This window comes from Bacillus cereus group sp. BfR-BA-01347 (genome assembly GCF_022663835.1).
Lineage (GTDB): Bacteria > Bacillota > Bacilli > Bacillales > Bacillaceae_G > Bacillus_A > Bacillus_A thuringiensis_K.
On the sequence record NZ_JAKUGG010000018.1, the window covers coordinates 73,651 to 92,864 of the forward strand.

The following is a 19,214-nucleotide window of genomic DNA, read 5'->3' on the forward strand; positions in this document are numbered from 1 at the left end:
AACTTTGTAAATCAACTTTCTATTAAAAAGGTGGCGGGAAGTGAGATTCTTCTGGTTAATTCTTGTATTTCAAACAGCTTTAACATGTCTATTGCATATAAGTTCTTATTCATATCATTTTAACTTATTAGTAAGTAGGATGTATTTATCATAACGATTGTGAAGGCGAATAAATTATTATTGAGAATAAAAAAACCTCTTAATTTTTGAAATAAATTAAGAGGTTTTTTATGTTAGCTTTGAAATATTAGGTTAGTCTTTGTCTGTCTCAGTTGCATTTAATTTTTGCTTTAGTAACGCATAATCTTGCGTTAATGTTACAAGTTGATGATGTTGTTTAGAAATTTTTCGTGTTAGGTCAAAAATTAAGATGAAACAGAATAATAGTCCAAATAAGAATAAAATGGAAGGGGGATATTCTACTTTTAATAGTTTTCCAATCCAGTTTATAATTTTATCAGTAGAACTTAAAATAGCCATTGCAATACAAACTAAAATCCATAAAATAGCATATTTCGTTTCTAAAGTTCCACGGCGAATGGAATTAATAATTAATAATAATAATAATAAAATAAATATGAATGAAAAGGTAATTATAGGCATTTATTATCAACCTTTCACGATTTTTTGCATCAATATAGCAAGGCTTACTTTAATCATGTAATATACAGATTTAAAAGGTGTGATGGAAGATTGTCCACCTTGTCGCTCTTGCATATTTACAGATATTTCATTAATGCGAAGTTTTTTCTTTTTTAAATGAATAAGAACTTCTGGTTCTGGATAATCTTTTGGATAGTTGTGTGCAAAAATTGTAATTACTTCTCGATTGATAGCACGATATCCAGAAGTTGGATCCATAAATGTTTGTTTTGTTAGTACTTTCAATAGAGCAGTAAAATAAAAAATACCGATCCTTCTGGAAATACTACCTTTATATGCTGTTTTTTCTGTAAAACGTGACCCTAGCACCATATCGCATTCATCTTCAGCAATAGGCTTTATAATTTTATATAAATCATCTGGATTATGTTGTCCATCAGCATCGAACTGAATCGCAATATCATATCCGTTCTCATATGCGTATTTATATCCAGTTTGTACAGCTGAGCCAATACCTAGGTTATATGGTAAGTTCACAAGGTGAACAGGGAAATCTTTTACGATTCGAGCTGTTTTATCTTGTGATCCATCATTAATAACGCAAATGCTTAATCCTGTAAAATGCTGTTTTAGTTTTAATAATCTTGTTAATGTATCTGCAATTGCTTCTTCCTCGTTATACGCTGGAATAATAATTAACGTTTTTGGTATTGAAATTGGTACTTCAATAGTCATTACCGCACCATCCCTTATATACTTAATCATATTATGGTTATTTTTAAACGAACTTTATTTAATATACCATTAACAGTATAACAAAATAAAGGAAAAGCTGGTGCATGATTTAGGAGAGCAGATTGAGAATAAAATGGTAAGAGGTGATATTTTGTATAAAAAAATACATGCAAGGAAGAAAAAATCTGTGCATGTATATGGAAGAGTATCGTATTAAATATTCCAAGGTTTATTTAAAGTTAAAACCTCAGCCATTTCTTTGCTTTTTAAACGTCCTTTTTTTCTATTTTCCGCACGTTCTGAACCGGTTGTGTGTAACCAATGTTCTTCCTGAGTTTCAGGAAGTACTTGTGGTACAGACGAAGGTTTTCCATCTTTTATTGCCACAAATGTAATGAAGCAAGTAGCGGCAATTCTACGCTCGCCTGCTAATAAATTTTCTGCGATTACTTTTACGAAAACTTCCATTGAAGATTTCCCTGTATAACATACAAATGCTTCATAACAAACAGAATCAGCTTGGTGAATTGGAGTTAAAAAATCAACTGAATCAATAGATGCTGTTACGCAATGTTTACGACTATGTCTTGCAGCCGCAATCGAAGCAATACTATCAATTTCTGCTAATAATTTCCCTCCAAAAAGTGTTTGGTGATTATTTAAATCGTTAGGAAAAACACGTGTTGTCTTAATTGCTTTAGATTCTCGCATGAATTTCTTTTCCATATATTCAGCCCCTATAGTCTGTTTTCAATCAGAATAATATGTGTAAGTGGATTACTCATATTAGATATTTAATGAAGTAAAGTGTATTCCAAAAGAGGATTATTTAAACTTCTGTATTTGTATTCATGTAACTGAAAGAAAATTTATTTTATCTAAAATGTAGTGTAAAAGAGGATTCGCTTACATTGCAAGTAAAAAGTAATGACTATGTATTTGTCATAGAAATTCTCTATCAGCCGTGTACCCATTCATGGTAGAATCGTTTTGTTATGAATGGAAATAGAGGTGCAATGGACATATGAATCATATACAAACAAATTTTTCATCTTTCTTCAATAAAATTATGATCGGTGCGATGCTCGCATTTTTTGTTTATAGTTGTTGGGCAGCATTTGAGACAAGTAAGCAATTTTTTGGAGGAAGTACAACAAGTGTAACAATCATATTGGCAATTTTCGTCATACTCATTTTGCTAGTGACATCAATTCTACAATATCGTTTTACAGATAAACAATTTCTTACTTTTCTTATAAGTATAACTATAGTTGTAAGGCTTAGTATGCTGTTATTTGTAGATGCTCCAATAATTGGTGATATGAAAGTGATGTATGAGTCTGCAAAGCAGATTGCAATTGGTAATAATATAGGGGCTGTAACTCATTTGCCTTTTATTATATATGAGTCAATAATTATTCGTATATTTGGTGATACATTATTCACTTTACAACTATTTAATGTGTTATTTTGCGCAGGAACCTCATTTTTTATTTATCGTATTGCGGCAATGGTTTTTGGAGAAGAATGCGGTCGTATTGCTTCCGTATTTTATGCTCTGTATATTCCAAATATATTCATGAGTTCCGTATTAACTCCTGAGTCACTTGCAATATTTTTATTTTATTTTGCTTGTTACATACTTTTATATAAAGGATTAGATCATCCTTATATGTGGGTGTTTTCGGCAATTTTATTTGCATTTAGTAATATGATTTTCCCAATGGGATTATTTCTTCCTATTTTTATCACGGTATATGTATTATTAATCGAAGTATTTCAATCAGCAACGAAACAAAAGGTGTTACTAAAGATGATAGGGATACTTATTCTATTTTATAGTGCCCATTTTGGTGTGAATTATGGAATTAAAACAATGGGGATGTCACAATATACGATTGCAAATGAGACGTATGTTCAATCTGTTTTAATTGGAAAAACCCAACATGAGGAAAAAATATCAAAAAATCAAAGTGTAACAGAGCATATTGATCAAAAGTTAAAAGAGATTGAGGGAGAAAGGTTTAAACTTTTAGAACCGATAATAAATCAGTTTTCAGATGAGGGGATAAATTCTATTCTTTTCAAATGTGAAAAACTGATATATATAGCAGTAATATTGTTTATGACTATAGCTCTATTACACTTCCTTATTAAGAAACAACAAAATGAGGGATATATGTTGTTCTTATTTTTCATTAGTGGCTACGTATTGTTAAAGCTCTTCCAAGTAGATATGGCATATTACAATGTAATTATGCCAGCATTGTTTATTTTGCAGAGCTTTGGTGTTTATATGAGTTATGTGTATTGTCAAAAAATATTTTTCAGAAAATAAAAAGAATCCATTCTGGATTCTTTTTTGATGGGAGATGAAATTTAGTAGTCAGTGTAGATGAAAAGTATGCCTGACCTGAATTTTATCCCGCTATTTTCTAGGCAGTAAGACCCCCATCTCAAAATTCAGCGACAGCAAAGAAATTAGGTGGGAACCCTGCTGCTCGTAAAAGCCTGATTGGTGAGGGCTCATAATCAGTGGGGAATGAACAAAACTCCCACTGATTAAAGTTTTACTTTATCTTATCGATTTAGTTCTAGTTGCAAATTATCGGCTGTTAGAGCCATTTGTGAGGAGTCATCTTGAATTCCTTTCATTACTTGTGAAATAGCTTGTAGTTCGTGTTCAATTTTCTTATTCTGTTCTTTTGAGTTAGACATATCTTGTACGATTTCTTGGAAGTATCGATCTGTTGCCGACATACTATCCGTTCCTTCCGATACGAGAGAGCTAATTTGTTTCACGGAAGACGAGACACGGGTAATTTGTTCATTTGTTTTTTCGACGAGCTTTGTAACGTTAAATATAGATTCTTTCGTTTGCTCTGATAATTTTCGGATTTCACCAGCAACAACAGAAAACCCCTTCCCAAATTCTCCAGCACGTGCAGACTCGATAGCAGCGTTTAGTGCGAGTAAATTTGTTTGCTCCGCAATTGATTTAACAATATCTATGATTTCATTAATTTTGTTAGAAATATTAAGAAGTTCATGAGTATCTGTAATAATCGTTTCCATATTCATTTGAATAGATCCCATTCGTTTATTCTGCTGGTTTAATTGTTCTTTCCCTTTATTCGCTTTTTCTTCAGATGTTGTAGCTAATGATGTACCTGTTTTAGCGATCTCTACAATAGTTTCAGATTTGGCGGTTAGTTTTTGAATAGAAGAGCTTGTTTTTTCAGATACAGCAGCTAGTTCTGTTGCGATATGCGTAATTGTCATAGCAGTTAGTTCTTTTTCTTTTTCATGCTCTTTTTGCATTCTTTCATATTCAGATTCATAAGCTGCAAGAACAAGTTCTTGTTCAAGAGTGAATAATTTATTTATGACATTTATAGAATAGGAAAAATCATCGATTGTCGTTATTTTTGTTTGCAAAATCTTCATGATAGAGCGGAATAATTCTTGATAAGCAGCAGTATACCATTTTCGATGTAAACCAATTTGTACATGTCTTTTGGCGATCCTAACACGTTGTTCAATAAAATCTTCATGCATATTGCCGCTGAATAATTCTTTAATATGTGTTTTTAAAGTTTGTTTTAGTTTTGGAATAGAGCTGTAACGTTCAATAATAGTAATTAAATTAGGTTGTTTTGTAATGTTGGCATAGAATTTTTCAGTAATCCAATCAATTTCTGCATAAATAAAAGGCTGTAGTACTTTTACAACTTGTAAATCTTCTTTTGAAATATGTAGCATATCCATTTGAATTTTCAATTCAGAATTAGTAGGGACATTAAAAGTTATTTGTTGGTCCTTACTTAATTCGATTATACTGGCATTTGTTTTATTAATACTTTTTTTGAAAACCCCAAGCATCATTCTTCCCCCCTGTATATAAAACGTTTTCAATTTTAAAACTAATATAGAGTAATTATATATGCTTATATACAATTACTCTATATTAGTTCGTTGAATAGTATATAAATTAAGAGAATTCTAGATAGAATTCTCTTAATGGCCTTTATTAATTTTAGCATGTGTTTTAAAGAAAACAGGGAAATGCACATTATATATTACAGTGACGACACGAATAACAAATGTTACTAATAAACAAACATAAAAAGCTAATACGTGCGCCCCCATAGCGTGTGTGATTAGGAAGCTAATTGCTCCTAAGATAGAAGCGATTGCGTAAATCTCTTTTCGGAATACGTAAGGGATATCTTGAGCGCAAATGTCACGCAAAATACCGCCTCCAATACCTGTAATGACTCCCATTGAAACAACTAGAAATGAGGCGTCAACATGATGTGACATTGCCGCATTTGCACCAATAGCTGTAAAAACGCCTAAGCCAACAGCATCAGAAAGCATAATAACGACTTGAAGTTTATTGATACGCTCAAAAAACATACAAGTAAATAATGCTGATAATACACTTACGAAAAAGTAAATGGGTTTTACAAATGCGACAGGGGGCAGGTTACCAATCATGATATCACGAATAATACCGCCGCCGAGCGCAGTAGCTACAGCTAAACAAAGGACACCAAATAAATCTAAATCTTTTTTTAAACCAACTAATGTACCAGAAATGGCAGCGGCGATAATGCCAAGAAACGTAAATATATCGATTAATAACATGGCCTTAATCCCTTCCTCTTAAAGATGTTCCAGAGAAAAAATATACACTAAAGTATTGGAAATAACAATTACTTTTCGCTACATGTAGAAAAACGGATAAAATACATAAAGAAAGCGTTTGAAAATGTTTGGAAAATAGACATAAAGTATTTTGAAAAAGGTATGAAAAGATTAACTTTACATTTTTTGATGTTACCTATTTGGTGAAATATTACAATGATAGGCACTTTATTTATGCTTGTATAAATTGATAAATAAATATGTATATACTGACAAAAATAAGGGGATGGTTGTTAGATAGCTTTTGTAAAAATAGGGGATTATAGCTAAGGGACAGTAATTTCTATTATTGATTAATACTTGTCCTGGCTAGTTTTAGCTGGAAAAATAGTTCTCGATTTGAATATGAGTTATGTTATAATTGCTAGGTGTGTTTTAACGATAATAAATTATGATTAAAAGATAATGTTAAGATTTTGTATGGAGGTCTTGGAATGTTAGCAAATCAAGCTAGGGTTAGATTTGAGCATTTTTTGCTCTTTTTTATTATTTTACAGCCTGTTTTAGATTTATTAACGTCTCTTAGCATCACTTTATTAAAGTCAAATGCTACCGTTGGAATTTTAGTAAGATTCCTTATTATGGCTGTTGGTGGCATTTACATTTTAATTCAGGCAAAAGAGAAGGAAAATAGAAAGTTTTTAATTTATCTTATATTATTAGCCGGAGTTTTAGGAGTAGGATTTATTAATAACAAATTAGTTAAGGATCCTATTGTACTTAGTGAAGAAGTTAAATTCGTTGCGAAAGCATTATATATATATATCATGCTGGGATCATACATTTTAGCTTTAAAATCATTGAAAAAGACAGTTAATATTAGTGATAAGGTTCGAAATAGTATTGTATATTCTACATTAATCATTAACGCAATTATGGTTATTTCTATTTCAACATCTACTGACTTTGGTAGTTATGAATGGATGAAAGTGGGTTCTCGAGGTTGGTTCTATGCAGGGAATGAACTAGGTTCAATCTTAGCTATTATTTTCCCTATTGTAGTACTATATTCTATTCAAAAAACAAAGAGCTGGAAACACATTTTATATTGGATTCCATCACTTTTAATGATTTATTCGCTAATTCAAGTTGGTACAAAAGTAGGGATGGGCTCAATTGGTGCTACGTTAGCGGCAGCAATCGGGATTATTTTACTACAATTATTATTTGATAGAAAAAATCCGAACAAAAAATCCCTTGCGCTTAATGCAGTAATTGCTATCGTCCTATTAGCTGGTGTAGTTGGAACGTTTAAACAAACGCCATTAGCACAAAATATGGGTATTCACAATAATTATTTATCAGAGCAAAATGTGGCACAGCAAGGTCAAAAAGAAAAAGAAATTAAAGAGAAGCTGAAAAAAGAGCAAGAACTTAAAGCAAAAGAAGAAAATCATCATAAAGTTGAAAAGCCAGAAGAAAAGGCGAAGATAGAAGAGGAAGTTAAGAAAGAGCTTGAGAAAGAGCAAAAGAAAGAAAATCAAGAAAATCTTATTTTCAGTGGACGTCAAGTATATGAAGAAAGACATAAGCAGTTCTTTAAAGAAGCACCAGTGTCACAAAAGTTATTAGGCATGGGTTATGCAGGTAACTTTAAATACAATGAACAAAAGCAGCCAGATCCAAAACTAATTGAAATGGACTTCCATGATTGGTTTTATGATTTCGGGATTATTGGCTTTGTATTACTAATGATTCCATTTATTTATTACGGGCTAAGAATTCTACTAGCATTTGCTACGAGATTTAAGGACATATTTAATATAAAATATGGAATGATTTCAGCAAGCTTATTGTTAGCGTTAGGTATTGCTTATATTGCAGGACATATTTTAACAGCACCAGGAGTTGGGATTTACTTTGTAGTGGTGTTAGCTTATCTAATAGTAGACCTAGAAATTGAATGATAAAAATAAAAGCTAACTTTTGTTAGCTTTTATTTTTTAGTACAGTAAAATAAAAATAGATGGAAACGTAGCGAGGATTTAAAGGAGGAAAAAATATGAGAATATTGCATATGAATGCAGGAGCAGAAGATGGAGGAGGGAAAACACATATTATTTCACTTCTCGATCAGTTTCCAACTGGTGAAGTAGAATTAGCAGTATTTGAAGATGGAATTGTTGCGAAGGAAGCAAGGGAGTTAGGGATAAAAGTCCATGTGTTTTCACAAAAATCGCGCTATGATTTATCCATTTTAAAGAATATAAGTAAATTTATTAATAAAGAAAAATTTGATGTAGTTCATACGCATGGCCCTAGGGCTAATTTCTATGTTTCTTTAATGAAAAAGAGAATAAAGGCAAAATGGGTAACGACTATTCATAGTGATCCATTTCAAGACTTTACTAAACAGGGCTTAAAAGGTTGGATTTTTACGAAATTAAATTTGAAAGCCTTAAAAAATATAGACTTATTTTTCGTTGTAACAAATAGATTGAAAAAAAGCCTGGCAGCATTAGGTATTTCAAATGAAAAGATGCATGTTATTTATAATGGAATTGAATACGATAAGGAAAAAGCAGAAGGCTATAATAAAAAAGAAATGTTCAATATTGATGAAGATGTATTTACGGCAATCCAAGTAGCACGATTACATCCTGTCAAAGGACATGAAGTTTTATTTGATGCGTTACAACAAACAAAATTAGAGAAAATTATAGTATTATTAGTTGGTGATGGCCCATTAGAAGAAAATCTAAAGTCATTAGCTACTGAAAAAGGGATTAACGATAAAGTAGAGTTTTTAGGACATCGTCAAGATGTAAAACAATTATTTGCGTCGTCACATGTAAATTTATTAACTTCCCATAGTGAAGGGTTCCCACTAGTTTTATTAGAAGCGGCAAATCAACGCGTACCATCAATTGTGACTAGGGCTGGAGAAATTGAACCCTTAATCGTAGATGAAACTTACGGATGGATTGTACCGACAGGTGATGGAAAGGCATTGGCATTAGCTTTAGAAGAAGCGTATGATAAGTGGAAAACTGGAGAGTTAGCAGCAATGGGTAAACATATTTATGAGCATGCTACTATGAACTTCTCACTTCAAAAACTATATGAAGATACAAAGGAAACATATAAGCAATTAATAGCAAAAAACTTGTAATGATAGAGAGGATAGTTAACTATGGCAGTACAAACAGTTGATATTCTAGGCGTTCCTTTTTCTACAATGACAATGGATGAAACGGTCCAATATTTAAAAGAACAACTAGAATCGGAGCGAACTCATACGTTTCAGGTAGTAACAGCAAACCCTGAAATTGTTATGTGTGCAAAAAAGGATGAAAAGTTCTATCAAACATTATTGAATACAGATTTAATTACACCTGATGGTATTGGTGTTGTAAAAGCAAGCGGTATGCTTGGTACACCTTTAAAAGAACGTGTAGCAGGTTTTGATTTAATGTGTAATTTACTAGCGAAGTTATCAGAAGATAGCAAACCGGTATCTGTTTTCTTATTAGGTGCAAAGCCGCATGTTGTGCAAGCTGCAGCAGAGCATTTAACAAAGACATATTCAGCTGTATCCATTGCTGGTATACAAGATGGTTATTTTAAACAAGAAGACGAAGAGAATATTATTTCTCGCATTCAAGAAGCAAAACCAGATTTATTACTTGTTGCACTTGGTTTCCCGAGACAAGAAAACTTTATCCAAAACAATAAGCATCGTTTAGAAACGAAAATGGCTGTTGGAGTGGGTGGAAGTTTAGACGTATGGGCTGGAGAGGTAAAACGTGCACCAAAATGGATTCAAGCGATTCATTTAGAGTGGTTTTATAGATTATGCAGTAATCCAACACGCTGGCGTCGTCAGTTAGTATTAGCGGAATTTTTAAAAGAAGTAATGCGTTCGAAAAAGTAGCGAAATATCGCTGCTTTTTTTATTTGTTCATTTTTAATAAATTGAAACTTTAGTCAGTGAGGCATCCCCACTGATTATTAGCCCGCACCAATCAGGATAGACGTTTTACTTTTTGGGAATGATGAAGGAGAATTTTTTACACAAAAGTATTTTACTTATACAATTCACACATGTAAAATGATGTGTAAAGACACCTGTGTAAGGAGGACTTCTAGTGGGCAAGGTAAAAGAAATTTCGAAGCGCAAACTACTTGGGATAGCTGGGCTTGGATGGCTATTTGATGCAATGGATGTTGGAATGCTTTCATTTGTAATGGTAGCCTTGCAAAAGGATTGGGGATTAACGAGCCAGGAAATGGGCTGGATAGGCAGTATTAACTCAATCGGTATGGCAGTAGGAGCGCTTATTTTTGGAATACTATCAGATAAAATAGGACGAAAATCAGTCTTTATTATTACATTATTATTATTTTCTATCGGTAGTGGTTTAACTGCATTAACGACGACACTCGCGATGTTTCTCGTTTTACGCTTTTTAATTGGCATGGGGCTTGGCGGAGAGCTTCCGGTTGCCTCTACACTAGTATCAGAGAGTGTTGAAGCGCATGAACGTGGGAAAATTGTTGTGTTATTAGAAAGTTTTTGGGCAGGTGGATGGCTAATTGCAGCTCTTATCTCGTATTTTGTTATTCCTAAATATGGTTGGGAAGTTGCGATGGTATTGAGTGCAGTTCCAGCACTATATGCTTTATATTTAAGATGGAATTTACCGGATTCCCCAAGGTTCCAAAAAGTTGAAAAAAGGCCATCTGTTATTGAAAATATAAAATCAGTTTGGTCTGGGGAATATCGTAAAGCAACAATTATGCTATGGATTCTATGGTTTTGTGTTGTCTTTTCCTATTATGGAATGTTCCTTTGGTTACCGAGTGTAATGGTGCTAAAAGGATTTAGTTTAATAAAAAGTTTCCAATATGTACTTATTATGACATTAGCTCAACTTCCAGGATATTTCACCGCTGCTTGGTTTATTGAACGTCTCGGTCGTAAATTTGTTTTGGTTACGTATTTAATCGGGACAGCTTGCAGTGCCTATTTGTTTGGGGTTGCGGATTCATTAACAGTATTAATCGTTGCAGGTATGTTACTATCCTTCTTTAATTTAGGTGCTTGGGGAGCATTATATGCCTATACACCTGAGCAGTATCCAACGGTTATTCGTGGTACAGGTGCAGGAATGGCAGCAGCATTTGGTCGTATTGGTGGTATTCTTGGACCATTATTAGTGGGGTATTTAGTTGCCTCAGAAGCTTCACTATCATTAATATTTACGATTTTCTGTGGATCAATTTTAATTGGGGTATTTGCTGTAATAATACTTGGTCAGGAAACGAAGCAACGAGAATTAGTATAAAGTGAAATTTTAAACGTATCCCTGATCATTTATTACCCTACAATACTCAGCTCTTTATAGGTAGTTAGTGTAGGATAAAGGGAGAGAGGAAACCGAAGTGGTTTCCTTTTTTCTGTTTTTTTAGATAAATAATGGTATAGTAAGAAAAAGGGATTATTTCTTATAAAAGCGAATGTATACAACAGGACATATGGACAAAGAATTAGGTGGTTGAAGAAATGAAAATTTTACTGATTATGGAAGAGGCAGAAGAGAGAAAAGAGTTAGCTGAAAATTTCACTGAAAATATGAGAAATGTAGAATGTTTTGAAGCAAAGACAGGAACAGAATCTTTATTTATGATGAAAAAACATATACCAGACTTTGTTTTTTTAAGTTCCAAATTACTAGATGGTACTGGTTTTGAATATGCAAGTTTATTACGAGAAATAAATTGCTATACAAAATTTATTTTTGTAGGTGAAAACATAGAAGAATCTATTACAGCTTTTCGTTTCCAAGCATTTTATTATTTATTGCGACCATTTCGTGAAGAAGATTTACAATTTCTTTTATATAAAATAGGTAAAGAACAAGGTGAGAAAGCAAAGAGTTATTTGCGAAAACTACCGATAGAAAGTCAAGAGGGCATACGATATATTCTTCCAGAAGATATCGTATATGTAAGTAAAAATAAAGAAAATAAAACTGTTTCAATTTACACAACGAATAATCAGTATATTTCAACATATACACTTCAGGAATTAGAAAATAAGCTAAATGCATATGATTTTTTACGTGTACATAAAAGCTATTTAATTAATATGTCATATGTAAAAGAACTGAAACCTTATTATAATGGCACGTATAATTTGTATTTAGATAGGTATGATGAGCAACCGATTCCAGTCAGTCGTAATTATGTAAAACGCCTTCGAAATAATATTGAATTATAGTAGATAATGAGAGTATTTTAACATGATAAACTGAAAATCCTTCATGATAGGGAGGATTCAAGTTAAATATTCGGAAAATTTAGTACAATCTCCACTAAGAAATAGTATTGGGGGAATTGTATGTGAAGACATTGAAATCGATCTTACTTTGGGGCGTTATTACAGCAGTAGGAGCAGGTGCTTTTGGGGTAATAGCTTTATCACAAGGTGAAACCATTAATGCTGTATGGCTCTTAGTAGCTGCCGTATGTGTATATGCAGTTGCTTATCGCTTTTATAGTAGATTTATAGCGAGAAAGGTTTTTAATTTAGATGATAATCGGCAAACACCAGCCCATACATTAAATGATGGGAAAGACTATGTTCCAACAAATAAGTGGGTATTGTTTGGACATCACTTTGCAGCGATTGCTGGAGCGGGACCTTTAGTAGGACCGATTTTAGCGGCACAAATGGGGTATTTACCAGGGACCATTTGGATTATTGTTGGGGTAGTTGTTGCGGGGGCTGTCCAAGATTTTGTTATTTTATTTGCTTCAATGAGACGTAATGGTAAATCGTTAGGAGAAATGATTAAAGATGAGATTGGACCTGTTACAGGACTAATTGCAATGATAGGTATTTTAGGAATTATGATTATTTTATTAGCAGTATTAGCGTTGGTCGTAGTAAAGGCACTAATCGGAAGTCCTTGGGGAATGTTTACGATAGCAGCAACGATTCCTATCGCTATTTTAATGGGAGTTTATATGCGCTATATTAGGCCTGGTCGTGTTGGAGAAGGATCAGTAATCGGTATTATCCTACTTATTTTATCTCTTGTTGGAGGACAGTATGTAGCAGAAAATCCAACACTTGCAAGTATGTTCACATTTAGTGGTGAAACAATTGCTATTATGCTTATTGTATATGGATTTATTGCATCTGCATTACCAGTTTGGATGCTTTTAGCACCACGTGATTATTTAAGTACATTTTTAAAAGTTGGAACAATTGTAGGGTTAGCAATCGGTATCTTAATTGTAGCACCAGATTTACAAATGCCAGCAGTTTCGAAATTTATTGATGGAACTGGTCCTGTGTTCTCTGGAAACTTATTCCCATTCTTATTTATTACTATTGCTTGCGGTGCAGTGTCTGGATTCCATGCTCTTGTTTCATCAGGTACGACGCCGAAGATGATTGAGCAAGAGGGACACGCACAGCCAATCGGTTATGGAGCAATGTTAATGGAGTCGTTTGTAGCAGCGATGGCGATGATTGCAGCTTGTGTATTAACACCGGGAACGTATTTTGCAATTAATAGTCCCGCAGCACTTATCGGTACAGATGTCTCGCAGGCAGCTCAAGTTATTTCCTCATGGGGATTTGCTATTACACCAAATGAACTAAAAGATCTCGCTGTAAATGTTGGAGAGCAAACGATTTTATCACGTACAGGTGGTGCGCCAACATTAGCGATAGGTATGGCATATATTTTCTCACAAGTAATAGGTGGAACGGCCATGATGGCATTTTGGTATCATTTTGCGATTCTCTTTGAAGCCCTATTTATTTTAACAACGATTGATGCCGGAACGCGTGTCGGCCGATTTATGATTCAAGATATTTTAGGGCATGTATATAAGCCATTTGGGAAAACGGATTCTACATTAGCGAATGTAATCGCTACAACATTATGTGTATTAGGGTGGGGATATTTCTTATACCAAGGGGTAATAGATCCGCTCGGTGGAATTAATACATTATGGCCACTTTTCGGTATTGCAAATCAAATGCTAGCAGGTATTGCATTATTACTTGGAACGACAATTTTGTTCAAAATGGGAAAAAAGGCGTACGTTTGGGTAACACTTATTCCAACTGTCGGGTTGCTGATTGTAACAATGACGGCGGGGTATCAAAAGCTATTTCATGAAAATCCTAAAATTGGATTTCTATCGCATGCAAAGGTATTTCAGAGAGCATTAGATGAGGAGAAAGTGTTAGCGCCAGCTAAAAATGTCGCTCAAATGAAGCAAATTATTTTCAATGATTATATTGATGCAGCGCTTTGTGGGATTTTTATGATAGTTGTAATCGCTGTGTTAATTTCAGCACTTCGAATTTGGATACAAGTATTAAGAAATAAGCCAATGCCGTTAAAGGAGGCACCATATATTCCGAGAGATGAAAGTGAGTCGAGGAACTATGCTTAAAAAGCTGTGGCAAGTATGGAGGGGAAGAAAACGCTTTATTAGTTTGCTCGTTGGGGTACCAAGTTATGAAGTATATGTGGAGCATATGAAAAAGCATCATCCTGAAGAAGAGGTTTTATGTCAAAAGCAATTTTTTGCTGAGGCACAAGAAGCAAGATTTAACGCAAAGGGTGGAAAAATATCACGCTGTTGTTAATGAAAAAGGGCGAGTTTTCGCCCTTTTTATTTTTTGCTGTTTCACGTGGAACAGCAAAAAATAAATAAAAACTTTGGGAATTATAGGGATTTCGTATACAATAAAGTAAGGAAAGGGATAGATAGAAAAGTAAGGAGATCATTTTATGTTAAAGGACTTATTTGTAAATACAACAATTATTCTTTCCTTTATTTTTGTTGGAGGTCAGCTTTTAAGAGATAAGCCGTTAAAAGAAGGATTCTCTTTTGGGCAGAAATGTGTAGTAGGCATTTTTACTGGGATACTAGGTATATTACTAATGTATTTCGGTGTTCGTGTTGGTACCATCCTATTGGATTTACGCTACTTAGCTGTTATTCTAGCTGTTATTATTGGAGGGCCGATAGCGAGTACCATAACAATTATTATGATTTTAGTAACTAGACTGTTGTTTATGGATTATTCATTAGCTTCTCAAGTGGCCTTTTATACAATCATTGCGATAGGAATAGGGAGTATCTTTATTTCGCGTATGAAGCTTTCTTTAGGGGAAAAGTGGGTATGGTTACACGCATATATTTTATCTATTCTAATCCCAGCGTTATATATATGGTTAATTAAAGAGATCCACATAGTGGGATTATATTTAATTTCTAGTATTATTACAGGTTACATAACATTCATAAGTGCAAATTATGTTTTACAATCCAATGAGCTATTTCAAACGATGAAGCAATACGCAACGATAGATGCATTGACAGGTCTAGGAAACGTAAGACAGTTTGATTTAGAGATGAATCGTCATATTAGTAATAAACACTTGAAAAATGATTCACTTTGTTTACTACTTATAGATATTGACCATTTTAAGCATGTAAATGATACGTATGGGCACCCAGCGGGAGACGAAGTGTTAAAACAAGTAGGGCATATTTTGCGAGAAATGTCAGCATTTCCGGATTTGGTTTTTCGAAAGGGTGGAGAGGAGTTTGCGCTTTTGATACCAAGGAAAGGAATAGCTTATGGAATTCATGTTGGGGAACAAACTCGTATAGCTGTTGAAAAACATTCATTTGAATTGTTAGATGGAACAAAAATAAAAATTACAGTTTCGGTAGGGGTTTCAGAGTATGAAGGGGCATCAGAGCAATTTATTCAAGCGGCGGATGATGCGTTATACTACTCGAAACGAAATGGTAGAAATAAGGTCAGCTCTGTATCTTAAAGATAAGATGACCGGAAGACATAAAGCTTATAAAAAACACTCACAGAGGCAATGTATGAAGCTTGTGAGTGTTTTTATTTATATATTAGACAAGTTCTTTTGATACAACGAATTTACGATATGCACCATGGTGAGTTGGACCTACGTATTCGTTAATTTTGAATGAGTAACGAATAGCAGCTGTGATGAATTCTTTAGCAGTTTTTACTGCTTCTTTCACAGGTTTTCCTTTTGCAAGTTCTGCTGTAATTGCAGCAGAATATGTGCAACCTGCGCCGTGTGTATTTGTAGTATCAATTTTTTCTGATTCTAAAAGATCGAATGTTTCTCCATCATATAGGACGTCGATTGCAGTTTCCGTACCAAGTTTGCTTCCGCCTTTAATTAGTACGTATTTGGCACCTAAAGCGTGGATTTTCTTCGCTGCTTCTTTCATGTCCTCAAGAGAATTAATTTTCACACCGCTTAATTGGTAAGCTTCAAATAAGTTTGGCGTTACAACTAATGCCTTGGGCACAAGAACGTCACGTAAGCAATCGTTCGTTTCAGGGTGTAATGCTTCATCTGCACCTTTACATACCATAACAGGGTCAACTACTACATTTTTGAAATTGTGCTTTTCGATTGTTTCTGCAACCATTTCAATAATTTCTACTGATCCAAGCATACCTGTTTTTAAAGCGTCTACGCCAACACCTTCAATTGTTGTTTCTAATTGTGGTTTTAATGTAGAAGCTGGGATTGGAAATACGTTATGTGCCCAACCGTTATGTGGATCCATCGTTACGATTGTTGTAAGAGATGTCATTCCGTATACGCCCAGTTCTTGGAATGTTTTTAAATCTGCTTGTATACCAGCACCGCCACTTGTGTCAGAACCAGCGATAGTAAGTGCTTTATTTAATGTCATTATGAAAGCCCCCTCGAGTGATATAATGAAAACTATGTTTTCACCATTATATCAATGTTACGAATAAGTACAAAGTGAAAAGTAGATGATTTATTTTAAGAGCTATTTAAAATCTTGTATGCAGGAGAATGAGTATGTTTCGAGATAATCGTACGAATGAATTAGTTATATTAAAGGAAATTGCAGAAACATTAAATACATCAAATGATACATATCATGTATTGCAAGCTGTCCTCGAGAAATTGCTAAGTGTAACAGGTTTAACGACAGGATGGATTTTTCTTGCGGATGAAAATGGGAAGTATACGAAGTTAATTGATTATCAATTACCAGAGGCACTTACATATGAAAATAAACGCCCGATGTGCGAAGGTGAATGTTGGTGTTTACGAGGTTTTGTAGATGGAAAATTAGAGAGAGCCGTTAATATTATTGAATGTAAAAGAATTAATAATGCAATTGAATATAATTGGGGGGATACGGAGGGCATTCTTCATCATGCTACGGTTCCTTTAAAAGCTGGGGGAGAAAAATTTGGGGTGTTAAATGTTGCAAGTCCGGGTAAAACACATTTTTCAGAAGAAGAATTAGTATTACTCCAATCGGTTGCCTTCCAAATTGGTACGGCTTTAAAGCGAACAAAATTATATGAAAATGAAAAGAGAAGAGCACATTATTATGTGAAATTAGAGCGTTTCATTCAAGATTTAAAAATGATTCATAAGTTTAATGTACTACCTGAAAAGGTGGTAAATCACGTAGGTGAAGTATTTCAATGGAATCAAGTAGCGCTTTTTATTAGGGAGGAAAAAGAATTATCTCTGCGAGCGTCTTACGTTCAGGAAGAGTTACAAGAGGATGTAAAAGAGGCGGCCAAGAAGGCGTTAGAACAAGATGAACCAGTTCTAATAAAACATCAAATAGGACATAATGTACATCTAAATCGAGCTGTTATTGCTACACCAATACATATTCAAAACCATATATTTGGTGTTTTATGTGTTAGTTTGAATAATGGAGAGTTTGATGCTAATACAATAGATGTAATTCAAGCATTATCGAACCATGTTTCGTTAATAATAGAGAATTTGAGGTTAAATGAGCAGCGCCGTGAACTTGTACGAATGGAAGAAAGAAATCGGTTAGCAAGAGATTTACATGATTCTGTTTCGCAAAAATTATTTTCATTAACCTTCATGACAAAAGGCGCCGAGGCAGTTTTAAAAGGTAAAAATGAAAAGGTAGATCAATCTTTGCATGAGATGCGTGAACTTGCGCAAGGAGCTTTGAAAGAAATGAGGACATTAATTTGGCAGCTTCGTCCGGCAGGATTAGAAAAAGGATTATTGCCAGCTCTAAAGCAGTACGGTGAAAATTTGGGACTGAAAATTAGGGAGCAAGTTACGGGTGTTCGTGATTTACCTCGTGTAGTAGAAGAAGCTTTATGGCGCATAGGCCAAGAAGCACTGAACAATGTAAGTAAGCATGCAGGTGTAAAAGAAGCGACGATTTATTTTACAGTGAATGAGAAAAATGTATCATTAGAAATAGTTGATCAAGGAAAGGGCTTTGTGGAAAAGAATATAAAAGAAAAGAAATCACTAGGTATGACTACGATGCGTGAAAGAGTAGAATTAGTTGGTGGAACAATTAAAATTGTAAGTAGTAATAAACGAACGCGCGTAAAAGTAAATGTACCATTATGATGTGAAAATGAGGGAAGTTTGTGAAAATAAAAGTATTGTTAGTTGATGATCATACAGTCGTTTTAAAAGGATTAGCATTTTTCTTAAGTACACAGGAAGATTTAGAGTTAGTTGGAGAAGCGAATAATGGGAAAGAAGCGTTAGTGAAAGTAGGAGAAACAAATCCTGATGTTATATTAATGGATTTATATATGCCTGAAATGGATGGTGTTGAGGCGACGGCATATATTAAAAAAGAGTATCCAAATGTGAAAGTAATTGTATTGACTAGTTTTTCTGATCAGGCGCATGTGTTACCTGCATTAAGGGCTGGAGCAAGTGGGTATATTTTAAAAGATGTAGAACCGGATCAGCTTGTTGAGGCTATTCGAAGCGCATATAAAGGTAATATTCAATTACATCCGGATATAGCAAATGCTCTTCTCTCTCAAACATTACCTGTAGAAGAAAAGGAAGAAGAACCTTCTATTCAAGTGGATGTGCTAACAGCGAGAGAAAATGAAGTATTGCAGCTATTAGCAAAAGGGATGAGCAATAAGGAAATTGCATCTGTTTTAGTTATTACAGAAAAGACAGTTAAGGCGCATGTAAGTAGCATTTTGAGTAAGTTGAATTTATCTGATCGTACGCAAGCGGCATTATATGCAGTGAAAAATGGAATTGTATAAGACGAAAGTCGTAAGACCAAGTTCGCCTTTAGAAGGTGGACTTTTTTTATGGAAAAATACG

Annotated in this window: 17 protein-coding genes and 1 pseudogene; 11 read left to right on the plus strand and 7 right to left on the minus strand. The window is 34.0% G+C overall.

Going from position 1 to position 19,214, the window contains the following annotated elements:
• Positions 1-252: 252 nt before the first annotated feature.
• From MR143_RS23150 to MR143_RS23160, 3 genes are all read right to left on the minus strand, one after another.
• Positions 253-603: a DUF2304 domain-containing protein gene (locus tag MR143_RS23150; protein ID WP_001121771.1), complete on the minus strand. Its 351-nt coding sequence runs from the start codon at positions 601-603 to the stop codon at positions 253-255.
• Positions 604-609: 6 nt separating this feature from the next.
• On the minus strand, positions 610-1,338 hold the full coding sequence (locus MR143_RS23155) for a glycosyltransferase family 2 protein (protein ID WP_199718087.1): 729 nt from the start codon (positions 1,336-1,338) through the stop codon (positions 610-612).
• A gap of 213 nt (positions 1,339-1,551) precedes the next feature.
• Positions 1,552-2,064, minus strand: coding sequence for an acyl-CoA thioesterase (locus MR143_RS23160; RefSeq protein ID WP_000412127.1), 513 nt, complete (start codon positions 2,062-2,064; stop codon positions 1,552-1,554).
• Positions 2,065-2,362: 298 nt separating this feature from the next.
• Here MR143_RS23160 and MR143_RS23165 point away from each other — a divergent pair, with 298 nt between their 5' ends.
• Positions 2,363-3,676, plus strand: a complete 1,314-nt coding sequence (locus tag MR143_RS23165) for a glycosyltransferase family 39 protein (protein ID WP_242280996.1) — start codon at positions 2,363-2,365, stop codon at positions 3,674-3,676.
• Between the two features lie 242 nt (positions 3,677-3,918).
• On the opposite strand, the gene MR143_RS33500 is transcribed toward MR143_RS23165, so the two are convergent.
• The 3 genes and pseudogenes from MR143_RS33500 to MR143_RS23175 all read right to left on the minus strand — a co-directional run bounded on the left by MR143_RS33500 (position 3,919) and on the right by MR143_RS23175 (position 5,988).
• A complete protein-coding gene (locus MR143_RS33500) occupies positions 3,919-4,659 on the minus strand; it encodes a methyl-accepting chemotaxis protein (protein WP_374266969.1) in 741 nt (246 codons plus the stop codon).
• Between the two features lie 15 nt (positions 4,660-4,674).
• A pseudogene (locus MR143_RS33505) lies at positions 4,675-5,223 on the minus strand (protoglobin family protein); the annotation flags it as partial.
• A 132-nt stretch (positions 5,224-5,355) separates the two neighbouring features.
• Positions 5,356-5,988, minus strand: coding sequence for a trimeric intracellular cation channel family protein (locus MR143_RS23175; protein ID WP_000924371.1), 633 nt, complete (start codon positions 5,986-5,988; stop codon positions 5,356-5,358).
• Between the two features lie 494 nt (positions 5,989-6,482).
• Between MR143_RS23175 and MR143_RS23180 the strand changes: the two genes are divergently transcribed.
• The 8 genes from MR143_RS23180 (at position 6,483) to MR143_RS23215 (ending at position 15,869) form a co-directional block, all read left to right on the plus strand.
• Complete coding sequence (locus MR143_RS23180) at positions 6,483-7,955, plus strand: O-antigen ligase family protein (RefSeq protein WP_000880762.1); 1,473 nt, start codon at positions 6,483-6,485, stop codon at positions 7,953-7,955.
• Positions 7,956-8,050: 95 nt separating this feature from the next.
• On the plus strand, positions 8,051-9,160 hold the full coding sequence (locus MR143_RS23185) for a glycosyltransferase family 4 protein (protein WP_199718084.1): 1,110 nt from the start codon (positions 8,051-8,053) through the stop codon (positions 9,158-9,160).
• 21 nt (positions 9,161-9,181) lie between these two features.
• A complete protein-coding gene (locus tag MR143_RS23190) occupies positions 9,182-9,922 on the plus strand; it encodes a WecB/TagA/CpsF family glycosyltransferase (protein WP_000290757.1) in 741 nt (246 codons plus the stop codon).
• A 214-nt stretch (positions 9,923-10,136) separates the two neighbouring features.
• Positions 10,137-11,336, plus strand: coding sequence for an MFS transporter (locus tag MR143_RS23195; RefSeq protein ID WP_000521103.1), 1,200 nt, complete (start codon positions 10,137-10,139; stop codon positions 11,334-11,336).
• Between the two features lie 218 nt (positions 11,337-11,554).
• Entirely contained in the window at positions 11,555-12,271 is a 717-nt protein-coding gene (locus tag MR143_RS23200) for a LytR/AlgR family response regulator transcription factor (protein WP_000698253.1), read from the plus strand.
• 122 nt (positions 12,272-12,393) lie between these two features.
• Positions 12,394-14,469: a carbon starvation protein CstA gene (gene cstA / locus MR143_RS23205; protein ID WP_000854313.1), complete on the plus strand. Its 2,076-nt coding sequence runs from the start codon at positions 12,394-12,396 to the stop codon at positions 14,467-14,469.
• Positions 14,462-14,665 carry a YbdD/YjiX family protein gene (locus MR143_RS23210; RefSeq protein ID WP_002180952.1) on the plus strand — a complete coding sequence of 68 codons (204 nt, stop codon included), beginning with the start codon at positions 14,462-14,464 and terminating at the stop codon, positions 14,663-14,665. Before cstA ends, MR143_RS23210 begins: the two co-directional genes overlap by 8 nt.
• A 145-nt stretch (positions 14,666-14,810) precedes the next feature.
• Positions 14,811-15,869 carry a GGDEF domain-containing protein gene (locus tag MR143_RS23215; protein ID WP_000910191.1) on the plus strand — a complete coding sequence of 353 codons (1,059 nt, stop codon included), beginning with the start codon at positions 14,811-14,813 and terminating at the stop codon, positions 15,867-15,869.
• An 85-nt stretch (positions 15,870-15,954) separates the two neighbouring features.
• On the opposite strand, the gene pdxK is transcribed toward MR143_RS23215, so the two are convergent.
• Positions 15,955-16,779, minus strand: a complete 825-nt coding sequence (pdxK, locus tag MR143_RS23220) for a pyridoxine/pyridoxal/pyridoxamine kinase (protein WP_000174252.1) — start codon at positions 16,777-16,779, stop codon at positions 15,955-15,957.
• Between the two features lie 134 nt (positions 16,780-16,913).
• Here pdxK and MR143_RS23225 point away from each other — a divergent pair, with 134 nt between their 5' ends.
• Both MR143_RS23225 and MR143_RS23230 read left to right on the plus strand, forming a co-directional pair.
• Positions 16,914-18,485, plus strand: a complete 1,572-nt coding sequence (locus MR143_RS23225) for a GAF domain-containing sensor histidine kinase (RefSeq protein ID WP_000488137.1) — start codon at positions 16,914-16,916, stop codon at positions 18,483-18,485.
• Positions 18,486-18,505: 20 nt separating this feature from the next.
• The gene (locus MR143_RS23230; RefSeq protein ID WP_000695799.1) at positions 18,506-19,153 is read left to right on the plus strand and encodes a response regulator; all 648 of its coding nucleotides are present in this window, start codon (positions 18,506-18,508) and stop codon (positions 19,151-19,153) included.
• Positions 19,154-19,214 lie beyond the last annotated feature (61 nt).